At 68.1% G+C, this 18853-nt stretch carries 21 protein-coding genes; 12 read left to right on the top strand and 9 right to left on the bottom strand.

The window, feature by feature from the left end:
- Window positions 1-2: 2 nt before the first annotated feature.
- The gene (locus EV645_RS13760; RefSeq protein WP_130443261.1) at window positions 3-380 is read right to left on the bottom strand and encodes a YciI family protein; all 378 of its coding nucleotides are present in this window, start codon (window positions 378-380) and stop codon (window positions 3-5) included.
- The gene (locus tag EV645_RS13755) at window positions 377-802 is read right to left on the bottom strand and encodes a hypothetical protein (RefSeq protein WP_198681570.1); all 426 of its coding nucleotides are present in this window, start codon (window positions 800-802) and stop codon (window positions 377-379) included. Before EV645_RS13755 ends, EV645_RS13760 begins: the two co-directional genes overlap by 4 nt.
- Window positions 803-938: 136 nt before the next feature.
- Between EV645_RS13755 and EV645_RS13750 the strand changes: the two genes are divergently transcribed.
- Window positions 939-2393, top strand: a complete 1455-nt coding sequence (locus tag EV645_RS13750; protein ID WP_198681569.1) for a M81 family metallopeptidase — start codon at window positions 939-941, stop codon at window positions 2391-2393.
- A gap of 320 nt (window positions 2394-2713) precedes the next feature.
- Here the strand turns inward: EV645_RS13750 and EV645_RS13745 are convergent, their stop codons facing one another.
- Entirely contained in the window at window positions 2714-3301 is a 588-nt protein-coding gene (locus EV645_RS13745) for a TetR/AcrR family transcriptional regulator (protein ID WP_130443257.1), read from the bottom strand.
- A 55-nt stretch (window positions 3302-3356) separates the two neighbouring features.
- Between EV645_RS13745 and EV645_RS13740 the strand changes: the two genes are divergently transcribed.
- The 6 genes from EV645_RS13740 to EV645_RS13715 are packed head-to-tail and all read left to right on the top strand — an operon-like array spanning window position 3357 to window position 8768.
- Entirely contained in the window at window positions 3357-4598 is a 1242-nt protein-coding gene (locus tag EV645_RS13740) for an acyl-CoA dehydrogenase family protein (protein WP_130443255.1), read from the top strand.
- Window positions 4595-5374: an SDR family oxidoreductase gene (locus EV645_RS13735; protein ID WP_130443253.1), complete on the top strand. Its 780-nt coding sequence runs from the start codon at window positions 4595-4597 to the stop codon at window positions 5372-5374. The genes EV645_RS13740 and EV645_RS13735 overlap by 4 nt, the downstream gene beginning before the upstream one ends.
- Window positions 5367-6416, top strand: a complete 1050-nt coding sequence (locus EV645_RS13730; RefSeq protein ID WP_130443251.1) for a phosphotransferase family protein — start codon at window positions 5367-5369, stop codon at window positions 6414-6416. Before EV645_RS13735 ends, EV645_RS13730 begins: the two co-directional genes overlap by 8 nt.
- Window positions 6417-7070 carry a histidine phosphatase family protein gene (locus EV645_RS13725; RefSeq protein ID WP_130443249.1) on the top strand — a complete coding sequence of 218 codons (654 nt, stop codon included), beginning with the start codon at window positions 6417-6419 and terminating at the stop codon, window positions 7068-7070.
- Window positions 7071-7077: 7 nt separating this feature from the next.
- The gene (locus EV645_RS13720) at window positions 7078-7821 is read left to right on the top strand and encodes an SDR family oxidoreductase (RefSeq protein WP_130443247.1); all 744 of its coding nucleotides are present in this window, start codon (window positions 7078-7080) and stop codon (window positions 7819-7821) included.
- Window positions 7821-8768, top strand: coding sequence for an LLM class F420-dependent oxidoreductase (locus EV645_RS13715; RefSeq protein ID WP_130443245.1), 948 nt, complete (start codon window positions 7821-7823; stop codon window positions 8766-8768). Before EV645_RS13720 ends, EV645_RS13715 begins: the two co-directional genes overlap by 1 nt.
- Before the next feature lie 133 nt (window positions 8769-8901).
- Here EV645_RS13715 and EV645_RS13710 read toward each other — a convergent pair whose 3' ends face one another.
- The 5 genes from EV645_RS13710 to EV645_RS13690 are packed head-to-tail and all read right to left on the bottom strand — an operon-like array spanning window position 8902 to window position 12771.
- A complete protein-coding gene (locus EV645_RS13710; RefSeq protein ID WP_130443243.1) occupies window positions 8902-9093 on the bottom strand; it encodes a hypothetical protein in 192 nt (63 codons plus the stop codon).
- A gap of 21 nt (window positions 9094-9114) precedes the next feature.
- Window positions 9115-9516, bottom strand: a complete 402-nt coding sequence (locus EV645_RS13705) for an MmcQ/YjbR family DNA-binding protein (RefSeq protein WP_242000372.1) — start codon at window positions 9514-9516, stop codon at window positions 9115-9117.
- A gap of 36 nt (window positions 9517-9552) precedes the next feature.
- Window positions 9553-10206, bottom strand: coding sequence for a hypothetical protein (locus EV645_RS13700; protein ID WP_130443239.1), 654 nt, complete (start codon window positions 10204-10206; stop codon window positions 9553-9555).
- Complete coding sequence (locus tag EV645_RS13695) at window positions 10203-12074, bottom strand: sensor histidine kinase (RefSeq protein ID WP_130443237.1); 1872 nt, start codon at window positions 12072-12074, stop codon at window positions 10203-10205. The genes EV645_RS13700 and EV645_RS13695 overlap by 4 nt, the downstream gene beginning before the upstream one ends.
- Window positions 12064-12771, bottom strand: a complete 708-nt coding sequence (locus EV645_RS13690; protein WP_130443235.1) for a response regulator transcription factor — start codon at window positions 12769-12771, stop codon at window positions 12064-12066. Before EV645_RS13690 ends, EV645_RS13695 begins: the two co-directional genes overlap by 11 nt.
- 113 nt (window positions 12772-12884) lie before the next feature.
- On the opposite strand from EV645_RS13690, the gene EV645_RS13685 reads away from it, so the two are divergent.
- The 4 genes from EV645_RS13685 to EV645_RS13670 are packed head-to-tail and all read left to right on the top strand — an operon-like array spanning window position 12885 to window position 17192.
- Entirely contained in the window at window positions 12885-13949 is a 1065-nt protein-coding gene (locus EV645_RS13685; protein ID WP_130443233.1) for a hypothetical protein, read from the top strand.
- Window positions 13946-15238 (top strand): peptidoglycan-binding protein, encoded by a 1293-nt coding sequence (locus EV645_RS13680; protein ID WP_130443231.1) that lies wholly within the window; start codon window positions 13946-13948, stop codon window positions 15236-15238. Before EV645_RS13685 ends, EV645_RS13680 begins: the two co-directional genes overlap by 4 nt.
- Window positions 15235-15927, top strand: a complete 693-nt coding sequence (locus EV645_RS13675; RefSeq protein WP_130443229.1) for an ABC transporter ATP-binding protein — start codon at window positions 15235-15237, stop codon at window positions 15925-15927. The genes EV645_RS13680 and EV645_RS13675 overlap by 4 nt, the downstream gene beginning before the upstream one ends.
- A complete protein-coding gene (locus EV645_RS13670; protein WP_242000371.1) occupies window positions 15921-17192 on the top strand; it encodes an ABC transporter permease in 1272 nt (423 codons plus the stop codon). The genes EV645_RS13675 and EV645_RS13670 overlap by 7 nt, the downstream gene beginning before the upstream one ends.
- Here EV645_RS13670 and EV645_RS13665 read toward each other — a convergent pair.
- The gene (locus EV645_RS13665) at window positions 17094-18443 is read right to left on the bottom strand and encodes an MFS transporter (RefSeq protein WP_130443227.1); all 1350 of its coding nucleotides are present in this window, start codon (window positions 18441-18443) and stop codon (window positions 17094-17096) included. The two genes, EV645_RS13670 and EV645_RS13665, sit on opposite strands and share 99 nt — an antisense overlap.
- Window positions 18444-18502: 59 nt before the next feature.
- Between EV645_RS13665 and EV645_RS13660 the strand changes: the two genes are divergently transcribed.
- Entirely contained in the window at window positions 18503-18853 is a 351-nt protein-coding gene (locus EV645_RS13660) for a VOC family protein (RefSeq protein WP_130443225.1), read from the top strand.

Raw genomic sequence — 18853 nt, 5'->3', positions numbered from 1 at the left:
CGTCAGCTGTCCGGGCGGATGTCTTCCGGTCCGGCCATGATCGGCCGTACCTCGACCGTCTCGCCGACAGCGTCGACGATCCGGGCCGCGATCGCCATCACCCGGTCGTGGCTCTCACAGTCCACGATCGCGAAGCTCGCCAGGACCTCCTTGGACTCCGCGAACGGTCCGTCACTGGCGACCGGTCCGGCCGCGGTACGTCGTACCGTGCGGCTCAGTGCCGGATGCGCCAGGCCTTCTGTGCCGAGCAGCTCGCCGGTCGCGGTCAGCTCCGCCGCGAGGTCCTCGTAGAACTTGCAGGCCGCGAGGAACTCCGGGCTGTTCACGTCGACGGTGTCCCAGGCGGCCTGGTCGCCGTACGCGAGAAGCAGGTACTTCATCGGTCACTCCTTGAGGCAGCGGTCCGGACCATCGTGGCGTGGTAACCGCCACCCGGGTACACCCAGTCTCCGGTGAGGCGGTTGCCGTTCTCGGTGAAGACGCCCTTGAAGTGGCCGGGGGAGCCCTTGAAGCCGCCCCAGATCGTGAGCTCGTCGCCGGCCAGCTCGTAGACGTAGTCCAGCGTGTTGCCGTCGGCGTCGTACACGCGTGACTTCACCTCCGTCCCCCGCTCCCCGCCGAACGGGTGCTCGTAGCCGATGATCTCGGTCATCCGCACTTCGTGGCCGTCGTGATCGAGGCGGCCGCGCTGGACCAGGAAGTGGCCGCCGTCCATCCATTTGAAGCTCGTCGTACCGGTCGCGCCGCCGCTGACGTCCCAGGTGCCGACGAGTCGGCCGAGTCGCTGCAGTTCGTTGGTCATGTCCTTCTCCTTTTCGATCGGTTGCTGGCTTGTGCTGCTACCTCGAAGCCGGGCGGGGGCTTTCGACAGGTTCGAGATGTTCAAATCCGGACAAGAGGCAGTGCGCGAAACGGCTCGGTTGTGGCAGGTTTTAGACATGAACCTTCGGATCGGCATTGCCGGGATCGCCATCGAGTCCAGTACGTTCTCGCCGCATCGGGCCGGGCTGGCCGATTTCGACGTACGGCGCGGGGACCACCTGATGGAGCGGTACGAGTTCCTCGGGAAGGACTGGGCGCAGGGGATCGAGTGGGTCCCGCTGCTGCACGCCCGGTCGCTGCCGGGCGGCGCCGTACTGCCGGAGGTGTACGACGACCTCTCGGCGGAGATCATCACCCGCCTCGAAGGGGCCGGCGAGCTGGACGGGTTCTTCTTCGACATCCACGGGGCGATGAGCGTGGTCGGCCGGCAGGACGCGGAGGCCGATCTCGCCACGCGGATCCGCGCCGTGATCGGTCCCGACGTACTGATGTCTGCGTCGATGGACCTGCATGGGAATGTGTCGCGGGAGCTCGGTACGGCGGTGGATCTGATCACGTGCTACCGGATGGCGCCGCACGAAGACGCGATGGAGAGCCGCGAGCGGGCGCTGCGCAACCTCGTCGAGCGGATGCGCTCCGGGCTGGGCAAGCCAGGCAAGGCATGGGTGCAGGTGCCGGTGCTGCTGCCCGGCGAGAAGACGTCGACCCGACTCGAGCCGGCCAAGTCGATCTATCACCGGGTCGGCGAGATCGCGGACGAGGCTGGAGTGCTGGATGCGGCGGTGTGGGTCGGATACGCGTGGGCCGACGAGCCGCGCTGCCGGGCCGCTGTGGTTGTGACTGGTGATGATTCTGACTTGATTACTGCGCGCGCTGCTGAGTTGGCGCAGGCGTACTGGGATGCCCGTGATGGGTTCGAGTTCGTTGCTCCGACCGGCACGTTGGAGGAGTGCGTGACGGCCGGTCTCGCCAGCACGGCCCGCCCGTTCCTGATCAGCGACTCCGGCGACAACCCGACCGCCGGCGGCGCTGACGACACGTCGTGGACGTTGGCCGAGCTGCTCAAGATCGAGGACCTCACCTCGGGGAAGGCCACCGCCATCCACGCCAGCATCGTCGACCCCGAAGCCGTCGCAGCCTGTGTGGCGGCGGGCGTCGGCAATCCGGTCGAGGTCGCCGCCGGTGGCAAGGTCGACTCCGGTCCGGCAGGTCCGGCCGAGATGTCCGGCACCGTCTTCTCTCTCTCGGAGGACCCGGTCGGCGGCACGGTCGCGGTCGTCCAGGTCGGCGGTCTGCACAGCATCCTGACGTCCCGCCGCAAGCCGTACCACCACATCGCCGACTTCACCCTCCTCGGCCTCGACCCCTCGGCAACGGACCTCGTCATCGTGAAGATCGGATACCTCGAGCCCGAGCTCTACAACCTGGCCGCCGACTGGCTCCTGGCCCTAACCCCCGGCGGCGTAGACCAAGACCTCCTCCGCCTAGGCCACCACGGCGTACTCCGCCCGCTGTTCCCCTTCGACCCAGACATGGCAACCCCAGACCTCACACCCGAACTCCTGCCGTAGCCCACGCGCGCTAACGCAGGCGCTCCGTTCGTCATTACGTTCCTGCTGCGCCCGCTCTCACCCACCCCCGGCTCATCGCCGGTACGGAAGACCCGGTGGGCGCCGGACAACACGGCGGGAGCTCGGCGCTCTCGGCGATAAGCCCGTGGTCACCCGCGAGCGGCAGCTCGCCCGGTCCGGCGATAGCCGGAGACCCCGGCGGTAGCCGGAAAGGATGCACCGGCGATGAGCCGGGTGGGAGCGGGCGGAGCGGACGCGGTGAGGAGCGGAGCGACGAACAAAGCGGCTGCGTAGCACGCGGGGGATTCCCCCGCGCGGGATTACAGCTTGCGCAGCATGTGTAGGGCTTCGGTGGCGTGGTTGATCAGGTATTCCGCGTCGTATGGGCGGTCGGCTTCGGGTAGGCCGGACCACTCGATTGCCAGGTCTTCGGCGTACGAGAGCCACGCGTGGATCCGGAGGTAGTCCAGCGACTTGGGGTCGTCCGCTACCTCAGGAGTGCCGATGTAGGTGAGCACGCGCTTCGTCAGCCCCGCGCGAGTCTCGTCGTACACCTCGACGGCGAAGTCGTCTCCGCCAGCAGCGCCCCGGACGAACGAGATGTACGCCGTACGCCGCCGCTCGATGAACGCGACGAACTGCGTGAGCATCTCGCGGAGTTGCTCCTCAGGCGCGAGGGAGTCGTCGGGCTTGGTGACGCGAAGGAGGCGGCGGCCGGCGGCGGAGATGACGGCTACGTAGTAGTCGCGTTTGCTCGGGAAGTAGTGGAACAGCAGGCCTCGGGAGATCCCGGCCTGGCCGGCGATGGCATCGATCGACAGTTCGTGGATCGGTTTGGTCCGCAGCATCATCAGGCCGATTTTGACCAGTTGCTTCTTGCGGTCGTCCGCCGACAGCCGGTGATCCATCTATTGAGCATTGCTTAGAAGCTGAGCTACGGTCAAGGCGAGGAAGGGAGTCTTGATGGGGTTCGAACCTTCGGCCCGGGCTCAGGATCTTGTCGCGCGGGTAGACGCCTTCCTGCGCAGCGAGATCGAGCCGGTCGAGGCGGAGCTGCACACCGCGATCCGTACCGCCGGTGACCCGTGGCAGCCGCAACCGATGATCAAGGACCTGCAGGCGAAGGCGCGCGAAGCCGGCTTGTGGAACCTGTTCCTGCCACCCGCCGAGCCTGGCAACGAGCAGTACGGCGAGGGCTTGAGCAACCTCGACTACGCCCCGATCGCCGAGCTCACCGGCCGGTCGTTCATCGCGCCGTACATCTTCAACTGCAACGCGCCGGACACCGGCAACATGGAGGTCCTGCTCCGCTACGGCACGGAGGAGCAGAAGAAGCAGTGGCTGGAGCCGTTGCTCGACGGCACGATCCGGTCCGCGTTCTGCATGACCGAGCCGGACGTCGCGTCGTCTGACGCCACCAACATGGAGGCAACCGCCGTCGTCGACGGCGACGAGGTCGTGATCAACGGCCGCAAATGGTGGAGCACCGGCGTCGGTCACCCGGACTGCCAGCTCCTCATCTTCATGGGCCTCACCGACCCCGACGCCCACCGGTACGCGCGCCACACAATGGTCCTCGTCCCGCGCGACACCCCGGGCGTGAAGGTCGAGCGCCTGCTGCCGGCGATGCACAGGTACGACGAACCGCACGGCCACGGAGAGGTCTCGTTCACCGAGGTCCGCGTGCCGGCGTCGAACGTCCTGATGGGACCGGGTCGAGCGTTCGAGATCGCACAGGGTCGTCTCGGTCCGGGGCGCGTACACCACTGCATGCGGCTGATCGGCCTTGCGGAGAAGGCGCTCGAACTCGCACTCGAGCGTGGCACCAGTCGTACTGCGTTCGGTAAGCCGCTCGTGAACCTCGGCGGCAACCGCGAGCGGATCGCCGACGCGCGGATCGCGATCAACCAGTCACGGTTGCTCGTGCTGCAAACGGCGTACCTGCTGGACACCCAAGGGCTCGCGGGTGCGTTGAGCGAGGTCAGCCAGATCAAGGTCGCCGTACCGCGGATGGCGCAGGACGTGATCGACATGGCGATCCAGCTGCACGGCGGTGGCGGGCTGTCCGACGACTTTCCGCTCGCGGCCGCCTGGACGAGTGCGCGCGCGTTGCGACTGGCCGACGGGCCTGACGAGGTGCATCGTGGGGTGATCGCGAGGATCGAGCTCGCGTCGTACCTGTCTGCTGCTCAGGAGGCCAAGTGAGCCGAGTCCTCGTCACCGGCGCCGCCAGTGGGCTGGGTGCGGCGCTGGTCGCCAAGTTTGTTGCCGAAGGCCACCAGGTCCTGTCGACGGATGTGGCCGAGGAGGGCGAGGGCACGGCGTACCTCAAGCTGGACGTACGCCGTGCCGAGGACTGGGACGCCGCGGTCGCGTGGTGCGAGCAGAACTGGGGCGGCCTGGACATCCTCGTCAACAACGCCGGGATCGCGACCGGCGGGCGGATCGACGTCGAGACGCTGGACGAGTGGGACCGTGTCGTCGACATCAACCTGATGGGCGTCGTGCGAGGTTGTCGCGCGTTCGCCCCGCTGTTCAAGCGGCAGCGATCCGGCCACATCGTGAACACCGCGTCCGCGGCCGGGCTCGTCCACCCGCCGATGATGAGCTCGTACAACACGGTCAAGGCCGGTGTCGTCGCGCTCTCGGAGACGCTGTCGCACGAGCTCCATCCGTACGGCGTGACCGTGTCCGTGGTCTGCCCGTCGTTCTTCCGGACGAACCTCGCGGACTCGATCCGCGGCGCGGACAGTGCGATGGGCGCGACGGCACGACAGTTGATCGAGAAGTCGCCGCGGTCCGCCGACGACATCGCGACCGCCGTACTCGCGGGGATCAAGAAGAAGCAGTTCCTGATCATCCCGGACCGGCCGGCCGCGATGGCCTGGCGTACGAAGCGGTTCGCGCGCCCGCTGTACAACCGGCAGATGCGCAAGATCGCGGAGCGTGCCCGGCAGCGGGCCGAGCCGACGAATGGGTGATGCCGCGCGGGCGGTCCGGGACGAGGACGCGTTCGACGTACCCGCTGTCGACGCGTGGCTGCGGCGGCGGACGGAGTTGCCGGACGGCCTGCCTGAGGTGAAGCAGTTCACCAGTGGCGCGTCCAACCTGACCTACCTATTGAGCTACCCGGGCTACGACCTGATCCTGCGCCGTCCGCCGGCGGGGACGAAGGCGAAGAGCGCGCACGACATGGGCCGCGAGTACCGGATCCAGGCAGGCCTCAAGCCGGTGTTCCGGTACGTCCCCGAGATGGTTGCCCACTGCAACGACGACTCGGTGATCGGCTCCGAGTTCTACGTGATGGAGCGAGTCGCCGGCACGATCCCCGGGCACCACAAGCTCGGTGTCGACCTGACTCCGGACCAGACCAGGCAGCTCGGGTTCACGCTGATCGACACACTCGCCGAGCTGCATGCGGTGGACCCTGAAGCGGCAGGGCTGTCCGATCTCGGGCGCGGTGCGGGGTACGTCGAGCGCCAGGTCACCGGCTGGTCCGACCGGTACCGCAAGGCGAAGACCTGGAACGTACCCAGCTACGAACGCGTGATGGCCTGGCTCGCGGCGAACCAGCCTGCCGACGTACGGACGTGTGTCATCCACAACGACTTCCGCCTCGACAACGTCGTACTCGCGCCGGATGATCCGCTGCACGTGGTCGGCGTACTCGATTGGGAGCTGGCCACGCTCGGCGATCCGCTGATGGATCTCGGCAGCGCGCTCGCGTACTGGGTGCAGGCCGATGACGACTGGGCGTTCCGCCGGTTCAGGCTGCAGCCGTCCGATGTTCCGGGGATGCTGACGCGCGAAGAGATCGTGGAGTACTACGCGAAGCGGTCGGGGCTCGTGGCGGACAACTGGGCGTTCTACGAGGTGTTCGGGCTGTTCCGGCTCGCGGTGATCGCGCAACAGATCTACTACCGGTATCACCACAAGCAGACCCGGAATCCGCGGTTCAAGAACTTCTGGCTCCCGGTCAACCTGCTCGAGCGCCGCTGCCGTCGCATCATCCGGCAGGCGTAGATGGCAGCCATCCACCTGATCCGCCACGCGCAGGCGTCGTTCGGCGCCCGCGACTACGACAAGCTGTCCTCGCTCGGTGAGCAGCAGGCGCGGCGGCTGGGTGAGGCGTTGTCGGACGTGAAGCCGGACGTGGTGGTTTCCGGTTCGATGCGCAGACATCAGCAGACGGCCACGCTGGCCGGATTCATACCTGAGGTCGACAACGGGTACGACGAGTTCGACCACGAGCAGGTGATCATCGCCCACAAACCGGCGTACCGCGTGCGGGCGGTGATGGTTGCTGATCTGGCGCGCACCGGGAATCCGCAGCGGGCGTTCCAGGACATGTTCACCGCGGCCACGCAGAGATGGATCGACGGCGCCGACGGATACACCGAGACGTTTGAGGCGTTCTGCGACCGGTCCGAGGCGGCGGTACGGCGTACGGCCGAGCGACTCGGGAAGGGCGGAACGGCGCTCGTGTTCACATCCGGCGGGCCGATCGCGGCGGTGGTGAGCCGCCTGCTGTCCGGCGGGGACGGGCTGTGGGCGAAGCTGAACCCGGTGACGATCAACACCGCGATCACGAAGGTCGTGTCCGGGCGCGGTGGGCTGACTGTGGTGAGCTACAACGAGCATGTCCACGTCGGCAGCGAGCTGCTCTCCTACAGATAGGACTGCGATGCGACGGAACATCCTGATCACGGGCGCCAGTTCCGGGCTCGGTGCCGAGATGGCCCGGCAGTTCGCCGCGAAGGGCCACAACCTGGCGCTGACCGCGCGCAGGACCGAGCGGCTCGAGGCGCTGCAGGCCGAGCTGAACGAGCGTTATCCACAGGTTCAGGTGGTTATCCACAGCCTGGATGTGAACGATCACAACCAGGTGTTCGAGGTCTTCCGCAAGATCGACGCCGAGCTGCCGCTGGACCGGATCATCGTCAACGCCGGTCTCGGCAAGGGCGCGCCGCTCGGCACCGGCCGGTTCGACGCGAACCGCGAGACCGCGCTGACGAACTTCGTCGGCGCGCTCGCCCAGGCGGAGGCGGCAATGGAGCTGTTCCGGGCGCGGAACGCCGGGCACCTCGTGTTCATCTCGTCGATCTCCGGACTGCGCGGGCTGCCGAAGACGGTGACGACGTACGCCGCGACCAAGGCCGGGATCGCCTCGCTCGCCGAGGGGTTGCGGATCGAGCTGCTCGGGAAGCCGATCAAGGTCAGCACGATCTACCCCGGGTACATCCGGTCCGAGATGAACGAGCGGGTCGCGCACACGCCGCTCATCGTCGACACCGTGCCGGGCGTGCGGGCGATGGTGACCGCGATCGAGTCCGAGAAGTCGAAGGCGTACGTACCGTCGTGGCCGTGGAGGCCGCTGGCTCAGGTGATGCGGTTCGCGCCGCTCGCCGCACTGAAGAGGATGCTGTGATGCGCTGGGGACTGACCGTTCCGCTGACCGGGGTGCCGCTGCGGGACCATCGATCGCTGGTCTCGGAGTTGTTCGAGCTGGGGTACACGGATCTGTGGTCGGCGGAGGTGGCGGGCGCGGATGCGTTCACACCGCTGGTATTGGCGTCTGAGTGGGATCAGCGGTTGCGGTTGGGGACGGCCGTCGTACCGGTGCATACGCGCGGGCCGGCTGCGCTTGCGATGAGTGCGGCGGCGTTGGCGGATCTCGCGCCGGGGCGGTTCGTGCTCGGGATCGGAGCGTCGTCGGAGACGATCGTGACCGGCTGGAACGGGATCGCGTACGACCCGCCGTACGCGCGGACCCGCGACGTACTGCGGTTCCTGCGGCAGGCGTTCGCGGGGGAGAAGGTGGACGGGTCGTTCGACAGCTTCACGATCAACCGGTTCCGGTTGGAGAAGGCGCCGGACGTGCCCCCGGCGATCATGCTGGCCGCGCTGCGCCCGCAAATGCTGCGGTTGGCGGCGCGGGAGGCCGATGGGGCGATCACGAACTGGTTGTCGGCAGACGACGTACGACAGGTGCGCGCCGAGCTCGGGCCGGACAAGGAGCTGGCCGCGCGGATCTTCGTCTGCGTCACCGAGGACGCGGAGATGGCGCGCAACATCGGGCGGTTCCTGATCGCGACGTACCTGACGGTCCCCGGGTACGCCGCCTTCCACGACTGGCTCGGCCGCGGTACTGCGATGAAGCCGATGCGCGACGCCTGGGCCGCAGGCGACCGCAACGCCGCGATGGCCGCCGTACCCCTCGAGATCCTGGACGCCCTCATCGTCCACGGAACCCCCGCCCAATGCCGCACCCACATCAACCGCTACATCGAGAACGGCCTCGACACCCCCATCATCGCTACCCTCCCCACCGGCACGAACCTCCTGGACACCGCCCGCGCACTGTCCCCGCGCTGAACACCACCCGAGAGGACACCGCTTCGCGGCGGCTGATCTTCTAGCCGCACGACCGGTCGGTAGGAGCGGTTTCCGGAACATTTTTGCCGGCGGGCGACGGTTTTGTTCCGGAAAGATGAGTTGATGCCGTCGGTCAGCTCGAGGTGAGCAGGCGGTAGGTGACGATGCCGATGGCGCCGAGGGCGACCACTGCAAGGACGAGGATCAGCGCAATGATCAGGCCGGCGCGGCTCTTGCGGGGTTGCTGGCCGTAGGTGGGGGCCGAGTTGTAGTCGCGGGGGTTCGGCTGCCAGTTGTTGTTCGGCCCGGGCGGCGTTGAGCTCACAGGAACAGTGTGGCAGCGAGGTCAGCTCAACCGGTGCTCTTTCAGCCACGTCGTGGCGCGGCGGTTGGAGGCTCTGGAGAGCCAGGCGTCCTGGATGATCTCGGTCAGCTCCTGCTTGGAGATCTCGCCCAGTTCGCTGCCGCGGATGAGGACCGACGGGTGGCCGTCGAAGTGGGGTGTGGTGAAGAACGGGGTCGACTCGTCCGAGACCAGTGCGAGCTTCTCGTCCTCGGACTCGACCCAGATCATGATCACGTCGTCGTACTTCTCGCCGGTGACCGGATCGACCGCGTCCGGTCGCGGCGTACGGAAGAAGACGAACGACTTCCCGCCGACCTGGTACACCGGGCGATCCGTACCGTCGTCGCGCTCCCACTTGGTGACATGCGGCATCCCCGACGCGACCTCATGTACGTCGGCCACGCGGGCTTTCCTCGGCGCCATCCGGAACAGGACCGATCAGTGCGCGACCGACGTCAGGCGAACGCAGAGCGGCCGGGTCGGCTGGTCCATGATGTCGACGGTACCCGTCAGCGGGACGCTGCCCTTCGTGGTGCCGGAGAAGGGGACCGAGATCCGCGGGTAGTAGCTGCTCACCGAGGCGGCGGGTCCGCTCACCGCCAGCTTGGTCGGCGGATCGATCGTGACGATCAGTTGGCCGGCCAGCAGGTTCTTGCTGTCCGCGCAGGCGAGCGTTGTTGCGTGCGCCTGGTCGTTCGCGTTGAGGTACGCGAGGAACCTGGTGGCGAGCGTCGTGGCCTCGGTCAGGCGCGGCCCGCCGGGCGTCTCCGAGGCCTGGGCGGTCGGCTGCGGTGAGCCGGTCGGTCGAGCCGCCGCGGGTGACGGCGCGGTCGGGCCGCTGCCCTGGTCGTCGTCGCCGCCCATGAGGCCCGGAAGCAGCAGCGCGACGACGCCGAGGAAGACGATGATCCCGGCTGCCGCGATGACGACGTACAGGCTCGTCCGCGACCGCTTCGGCCCACGCGGCTCGAAACCGGGCGCATACCCCCGTCCGTCCCACGCCGGTCCGCCCGGTCCGGCAGGGGTGCCGGGTGGGGGCTGTTGCTGCGAGCCACTGTTCTGGGGTCCGGACGGGTACGGAGGCTGTGTCACCCCGACAGTGTGGCAGCCGCAGGGAGCCAGACCGTGAAGGTGGACCCGGACCCCAGGCGGCTGGTGACTGTGATCTTGCCGCCGTGTGCCTCGGCCAGGTGTTTGGTGATGGCGAGCCCGAGCCCACTTCCACCAGTACTCCGACTGCGAGAGTGCTCGGCGCGGTAGAAGCGATCGAACACGTACGGCAGGTGCTCCTCGGCGATCCCGCTGCCGTTGTCGGTGACGCTCAAGTTGTAGCCGTCGCCAACCCGTCGTACGCCGACCATCACGTTGCCGCCCGCCGGCGTGTAGCGGATAGCGTTCGAGACCAGGTTGCCCAGCGCCTGACGAATGCGTGCGCTGTCGACCACCGCTGGGGAGGTCTCACCGACAGCGGTGACGGCGACGTCGGCTGCGTCGGCAGTCGGGCGGTGTGCGGCGACGACTTGCTGTGCGAGTTCGGTGAGGTCGCGGGGAGCCGGATGCAGGCGGAGCATGCCGGCGTCTGCCAGCGCGAGGTCCTGGAGGTCCGCGACCAGGTGCTCAAGCAGCTCTGTCTCCTCCAGCAACGACGTGACGAGCTCGCTGTCGAGCGGCACCACCCCATCCTCGGACGCGACCAGATACCCCTTGATGTTGGCCAGCGGCGTTCGCAACTCATGCGCGACGTCGCTCACCATCGCCTTCCGCTGGAAATCGTGCCGCTGAATGGACTCGGCCATGTCGTTGAACGCGTGTCCGAGGCGAGCGACCTCGTCCTTCCCGCTCACCGGTACGCGGGCCGCATGATCCCCGTTCCGCATCCGCTGCGCCGCACCCGTCAGCGCCACGATCGGCCGAACCAGGCGACGGCCAGCGAAGATCATCACCAGCGCTGCGATCAGCAGTACGCCGAGCGCGGTCGCCGCCGTACGCAAGAGCCCCTCGCCGGAGAACACGTTGAACGTGCTCTTCGCGCCCAGATACAGCTTCGCCGGCGGAGCGACGTACGGCGTCAACGCCTGGATGCGCGCCTGCGTCGTGCAGTCGTCGAACGCGGCCGGGACCTCGCCCTTGGTCTGGGGCTCGACCGACTTCAGCCCTTCGAAGTCGTTGACCTGGTACAGGATGCCCGCCGCGTCGAGACATGCTCTCGCGCGCCGGATCTCGTCGTCGTTCACGATCTTGGCCTTGGCGCTCGGGGCGTTGAGCCCGGGCGGGGAGCAGGTGTCGTTCGCGGCGGCGCCCGGCTTCTCCAGCACGCGGACCCCGGCGAGCGACTGGGTCGATTCGATCACGACCTGCGGGACGCTCCCCGTCTGCCTGATCGATGCAGCCTTGCCCTTCGCGTTCCAGCACGCCACCGCCTGCTGGGCCAGCCGCTCCTGTTGCTGTTTCTCCTGCTCCGTCATGCCCCAGTCGGGGTAGGCCACGAACGGCGGGGCGACCGAGGCCGTCGCGACGAACCCGGAGAGGCCGGAGGCAACGGTCTTGCGGGCCGAGTACGCCGCGGCACCCGAGATCGCGGACAGCTTCGAGACGCCGGAGTTCCGTGCGTCGATGGTTGCCGCTGGCACCGAGGGGAGCGCGGGCGCGGCGCCGAGCATCCTGGCCGAGTCCGCGATCACCGAGCCGTCGTCGGTGGTGACCGCGACCCGGCGACCGAGCTTGTCGCCCAACTCGTGCACGAGCTTGTCCACACCCGACCAGGTCGGGTGGTCCGCGGCGTACTTCGACAGCTGCCCGTAGATCTCGCCGTCGACCTGGAGTTGCCCGGTGTTCGCGTCGATCTCGCCCTGCAACTTCTCCGACGTGCTGTACGTCGCGATCAGCGCGGTCGCGATCACCGCGCCGAGCGCGACCGCGAGCGACAGTCCGAGAAACCGGACGAGCACACTACGACGCATGGCTGACCACCTTGTCGGCCAGCTTGTAGCCCACGCCGTACACGGTCTTCAGGTACGTCGGAACCGCGGACGGCTCGATCTTCTTCCGCAGATTCATGACGTGTACGTCGACGGTCCGGTCGAACACGTAGTGGTCGAACCCGAAGGCATGCTCGAGCAACTGCTGCCGCGAGAACGCCCGCCCCGGCGATGCGGCGAGGCAGGCAAGGATCTTGAACTCCGCCGGCGTCAGCTCGATCGGCTGCCCGGCCAGCCGGACCTCGTGCCGGCTCGGGTCGATCTCCAGCTCGCCGACGCGGTACACCTCCCCTTCGGCGCGCACGCGGGTCCGCCGCAGTACGGTCCGCACCCGGGCGACGAGCTCGCGCGGGTTGTACGGCTTGGTCAGGTAGTCGTCCGCGCCGAGGTCGAGCCCGAGCAGCAGATCGTCCTCGGTGGAACGAGCGGTCAGCATGATGATCGGCACCCCGGAATCGCCCGGTCCGTCCGCACGCAGGACCCGGCAGACGTCGAGACCGTCGACCTTCGGCATCATCACGTCGAGCACCAGCAGGTCCGGGCTGCGCCGGCGGGCCTCGTCGATCGCGGCCCGGCCGTCGTGCACGACGACGGTCAGGTGCCCCTCCCGCTCGAGATACCGCCGGATCAGCTCCGCCTGCTTCAGGTCGTCTTCGGCGACCAAGATCCGCGCTGGCATAGTCCTCAATGTCCCCGAGATTGATGAGAATCCGATGAAGATCGGCTGAGAGCATCGGGTGCATACCGGTCCTTCACAGGTTCTTCATTGCCGCGACGGCACGCTCGACCGCCATGAAGACCTCACGAACTGCATCCGCGCTAGCCTTGCTGGCCATCCTCGCGGTGGCCGGCTGCGGGAACGACAAGGCGCCGGTCGCGTCCGGCGACCAGAACAGCGACAAGAGCCCGCTCGCGGAGTACATGGGCGAGGGGTTCGTCAGTTCGTCCGGCGGTAGCGGGATCCGGCTTGCGGTGCGGGCCGGTGGTGCGCAGCAGCCGAGCGAGGAGGAGCTGGCCAAGCAGCGCAAGGTCGAGGACGCCACCGCCGCGTGCATGAAGACGGCCGGTTTCGACTACGTCGCCGTACCGCCGGAGCAGAACGCCAAGAGCAAGTTCACCGACGCGTTCAACCTGCCGCCGGACAAGTTCGCCCAGCAGTACGGGTACGGCATCAGCACGATCGACTGGTCCAAGGCCGGCGACGACGAAACGAACCCGAACACCAAGATCCGCAGCGCGCTGTCGCCGGCCGCGCAGAAGGCGTACGACAAGGCGCTGAACGGACCGAACGCGAACGGGAGCGGCGCCGTGGTGATCCAGGGCAGCGGCGGCGGCCCGTCCGACAGCGGCAAGCAGGACCTGGGTTGCCGGGGCAAGGCGATCGAGCAGGTCTACGGCAAGGGTGAGGACCGGGCGGCGAACTTCAAGAAGTTCGACAGCCTGTTCAAGGACATCCAGGCGCTGCAGAAGCGGATCGACGCCGACCAGCGGGTCGTCGACGCGACCAGCGCCTGGTCCGACTGCATGGCCGACGCCGGGCATTCCGGGTTCAAGAAGGTCGACGATCCGCGCACCCAGGTGCAGACGAAGCTGGACGCGCTGACCGGGAACACGCCGCCGGCCAAGGGCGGTCCGGCGAAGACGATCACCGGTCCGCCGTCGTTCGACAAGGTCGACGCGGCCAAGCTGACCGAACTCCGCAAGTTCGAGATCGACCTCGCGGTGGCGGACCAGAAGTGCAAGGCCAAGGGGTACGACGACGCGTACAAGAAGGTGCAGTACGACGCCGAGAAGGAGTTCGTCGACCAGCACAAGACCGAGCTCGAGGCGTACCGCGACGAGATGGCGAACCGGTGACCGCTTCGCCCAGATCCCGCCGCCGGGTCCTCGTCAGCGTGGCCGGGGTGGCCGTGGTCTCGCTCGGCGTCGGCGTGGCCGCGGGTAGCCGGATCAGCTCGCCGGAGGACGCGGCCGCGAAGACCGCGCCGCCGAAGGCCTCCCAGATCACCGTGCCGGTGGCGAAGAAGGCGCTGTCGAGCAAGGTGGTGGGCCGCGGTGATGCCTCGTTCGACGGCGCGGTGAACATCCGGGTCGAGACGAGCGGGCTCAGCACGCCCGCGATCGTGACCGGGAAGGTGCCGGCGGTCGGGTCGACGCTCACCGAGGGCAAGGCGCTGCTCGAGATCACCGGACGACCCGTGATCGGGCTGGCCGGCGTACTGCCGATGTATCGGACGCTGTCGCCCGGGAGCAAGGGGCCCGACGTACAGCAGCTGGAGGAGACGCTCGACCGGCTCGGGTTCGACCCTGGGACCGTCGACGACGAGTACACGCTCGACACCTCGGCCGCGGTCGAGGAGCTCTACGAGAAGGCCGGGTACGACGCCCCGGAGCCGGAGGAGCGGTTGACGCAGGCTGTCGACCAGGCGAAGAAGCAGGTCGACGCTGCGAAGAACCAGCTCCGGCAGGCGCAGTCCCAGCTGAAGGCGGCGAAGGCGGCCAAGGCGAAGGACACGTCGGTGCAGCAGGGCGCTGTGGACGACGCGGAGGAGAACCTCGCGGACGCCGAGGATGCGGAGAGCGAGGCCAAGTTCAAGGCCGGTACGCCGCTGCCGGTGTCCGAGGTGGTCTACGTGAAGACGCTGCCGCGCCGGGTCGACGACGTGAAGGTCGAGCGCGGCGGCACGGTGAACGGCGTGGTGATGTCGGCCAGCGGTTCGTCCCTGGTCGTGACGCTCAAGGTCGACGCCGAGACGGCGCAGCGGTTGAAGGCCGGCATGGTCGCGTCGCTCGATCTCGACGCTACGGCGATCGCGGCGAAGGTCCGCCGGGTCGCGAAGAACGGCAGCACGTACGACGTCGTGGTCGCGCCGAACGCGTTGACCGCGAGCCAGTTGGCGCTGCTGCGGGAAGCGAACGTGCGGGTGACGATCCCGGTGAAAAGCACCAGCGGCAAGGTTCTCGCCGTACCGCTGGCGGCGTTGTCGTCCGGGTCCGACGGCAGCTCGCGCGTCGAAGTACTGCGGAACGGTCAGGTCGAACTGGTGCCGGTCACGGTCGGGCTGTCCGCGGACGGGTTCGCGCAGGTCACGCCCAAGGGCGACGCGAAGTTGTCCGACGGCGATCAGGTGGTGGTGGGCAAATGACCGCCACTGCTGTTGCGCTACCGGCGCCGGTCGTCGAGATGATCGGCGTACGGCGGTTCTTCGAGGGACCGCCCGAGGTACGGGCGATCAACGGGGTCGACCTGACCATCGGGCAGGGCGAGTACCTGTCGATCGTCGGGCCGTCCGGGTCGGGGAAGTCGACGTTGCTGCATCTGCTCGGATTGTTGGACAACCCAACGGGTGGGGTCTATCGGCTCGACGGTGTCGACACGATGAGCCTGCGTGAGCGGCGTCGCGCCGTACTGCGCGGGGAGCGGATCGGGTTCGTGTTCCAGTCGTTCCATCTGCTCGACCACCGGACCGTACTGGAGAACGTCGCGCTCTCGATGGTGTACGTCGGTGTGCCGCGCCGGGAGCGACTGGCCCGTGCCCGGGTAGCGCTCGAGCGGGTCGGGCTGTCGCATCGGATGGATTTCGCGCCGACCACGCTCTCCGGTGGTGAACGCCAGCGGGTCGCGATCGCGCGGGCCCTGGTCGCGGAGCCAAGCCTCCTGCTCGCAGATGAACCGACCGGCAACCTCGACAGCGCCAACGCGGAGGCGATCCTGCAAGTGTTCGACGAACTGCATTCCGAGGGCATGACGCTGGCTGTCATCACCCACGACGCCCAGGTCAGCCGCCGGGCCCAGCGCCAGGTCCGCATCGTCGACGGAACCCTCCAGTGGTAACCCAAGCAGGCCCCCCGGATCCCGCCGGCGGGCCGTCCACGTCCCGGCGGCGCCGGCGACTGAGATCTCGTCCCGCCGTACGAGATCTCCTCGACGAAGCGTTGGCCGGGGTTGCGGCCCGTCCTACCCGGCTGATCCTCACCACGCTGGGCACCGTGCTCGGTGTTGCCGCGTTGGTGGGGACGGTCGGGCTGGGGCAGACGGCCGCAGGGCAGATCACGCAGCGGTTCGACCTTGCTGCGGCGACGCGGGTCGTCGTACAGCCGGACGACAAAGGCGGGCAGGAAGGGGAAGCTGCGACGCAGTTGCCGTGGGATGCGCCCGACCGGATCAAACGGCTGAACGGCGTCGAAGCGGTCGGGACCGTCAGCAACCTGGAGATCGGCGACGACCTGGTCCAGAACGTCACCGGCCTGGACAACGGTGCCGGCAAGGCACTTCAGGTGATGGCCGGGTCCGCCGGCCTGTGGGACGCCGTACGCGCGACCCTTCAGACGGGCCGCTTCTTCGACCAGGGCCACGACCAGCGTGCCGACAAAGTGGTTGTCCTCGGCAAGCATGCTGCCGAGCGCCTCGGGATCAACCGGGTCGACTCGCAGCCCGCGGTGTTCATCGGCGACGAGCCGTACACGGTGATCGGCATCCTCGAGTCGGTCAGCGGCCGGGCCGAACTCAACGACGCGGTGATCATGCCGAACGGCGCGGCCCGCACGGCGTACGACCTCGAGTCGCCCGACGCGGTCGAGATCCGTACGGCGGTCGGCGCCGCGCAACTGATCGCGGAGCAGGCACCGATCGCGATCGAGCCGAACAACCCGAGCACCTTGCGCGTCGACGCTCCGCCCAAGCAAGGCGCCGTACGCAAGGGAGTCGAGTCCGACCTGAACGCGCTGTTCCTGCTGCTCGGTGCGGTCGCACTCCTGGTCGGCGGTCTCGGCATCGCGAACGTCACGCTGCTGTCAGTCCTGGAACGCACCTCGGAGATCGGCCTGCGAAGAGCCTTGGGCGCGGCGCGAAGACATATCGCCGTTCAGTTCCTGGTCGAGAGCGTGATCGTCGGATTCCTCGGCGGCCTGCTCGGTACGGCGGTGGGCGTGATCCTCACCGTGAGCGTGTCGTGGATCCGGGACTGGACACCGATCCTCGACAACCGGTTGGCGTTCGGTTCACCCCTGCTGGGTGCGTTCATCGGTCTGGTCGCCGGCACGTATCCCGCCTGGAAGGCCTCCGCCATCCAGCCGATCACCGCGCTGCGCGGCACGTGAGCTGAGCCGCCCGTACACCACGGCGGTCACGGCGAAGCCGACCACGATGAGCGCCAGTACGGCGTAGGACTTCCCGCTGTCGGGCAGGATCGCCGCGCCGAGTGCGGCCGCGGAGACCTGCCCGACATTGAAGATCATGTCGTAGAGCGAGAACACCCGTCCGCGGTACACGTCGTCGACACCCGTCTGCACGAGGGTGTCGACGCTGATCTTGATGCCCTGCGCGCAGAACCCGGTGAGGAACCCACCGGCCACCAGCGCCGGCTTGGTGTAGAACCCGATCGGTACGGCGCTCACGACGGCCGCACCCACGAACAGCCAGGTGATCCACTGCCGCAGCAACATCACGCGAGTGCCCCACGGCGTGACGAGCGCGGCGACGAACAGCCCGGCTCCGACCGCACCCGTCGCGATCGCCAGTGCACCGAACGCTTGATCCAGCTGACCGGGTCCGTAGAAGTAGTTGCGGTACAGCAGGATCATCGCGACCGTCATCAGCCCGAAGAAGAACCGGAGCGAACCTATCGCGGCCAGTCCGAGCGCTGGTTGCGGGCGTGACCTGAGGTGCCTTCCGCCGTCGATCAGGCCGGCCGCGATGGTCCGGAGCGCCTCGCCGATGCTGGGCTCGTCGCCGTTCAGGTCCGGTCCGAGTTGGTCGCGCCGCAGCCGGAGGGCGAGGAATGCAGCGGCCGTGTAGATGACGACGGTCAGCCCGAGGACGGTCAGGTCGGAGTCGACGAGCAGCTTCACGCCGGCGCCGACACCGCCGCCGATCAGGAAGAACGCCGTACCGCTGGTCGGGGTGACTGCGTTGGCCATCACCAGCTCGTCGCGCTCGACAACGTGCGGGAGACCCGCCGACAGCCCGGACAGGAGGAAGCGGTTGACGCCGAGCGTCAGCAGCACGGCGACATAGAACAGCACGCCGGCGTTGTCGGCCGCGACGATCGCTCCGACCCCGATCACAAGCACGGCGCGGGTCAGGTTTGCGGCGAACAGGATCTGCCGGCGCGACCACCGGTCCAGGAGTACGCCGGTGAACGGGCCGAGGACCGAGTACGGCAGCAGCGCGACCGCGAACAACCCGGCGATTGCTGCCGCGTCAGGCGCCCGCTCCGGCGAGAACAACACGTACGACGCCAGCGCCACCTGGAACACCCCGTCGCCGAACTGCGACGTGAGCCGCACCGCGAACAGCCGCCGGAAATCGCGACGCTGCAGCAACGTCCACAAATCCCGGAGAAACCGCACGCCTGCACTGTAACCGCACGACATGTCGAGCCCGGCCGTCTCGCTTCGACGTACTGGGTATGAGCGACAAGCACCCTGCGTGGATCGACATCACCGCGTCGGACGCCCCGGCGTCCCGCGCCTTCTACTCCGAGCTGTTCGGCTGGCGCCTGCGGCTGGTGGAAGAACTCGACTATGCCTTGGTCGAGCCCGGGCCCAGCACGCTGCCGGGCGGCATCGGGTCCGCGGATGCGACCCGGGCGGCGGGCATCACGACGTACTTCTCGGTGCCGGACGTCGAGCTGACGCTGGTCCGGGCGGAGGCGCTCGGCGCGACCGTCTCGACGCCGCCGTGGACCGTGCCGGGGCTGGGCCGGATGGCTGTGATCCTGGATCCGGACGGCAACCGCGTCGGGCTCTGGCAGGACTGA

Source organism: Kribbella rubisoli (genome assembly GCF_004217145.1).
GTDB classification, from domain to species: domain Bacteria; phylum Actinomycetota; class Actinomycetes; order Propionibacteriales; family Kribbellaceae; genus Kribbella; species Kribbella rubisoli.
The sequence above is the reverse complement of the archived record's forward strand: the minus strand, read 5'-3'. Positions and strand labels throughout refer to the sequence as shown.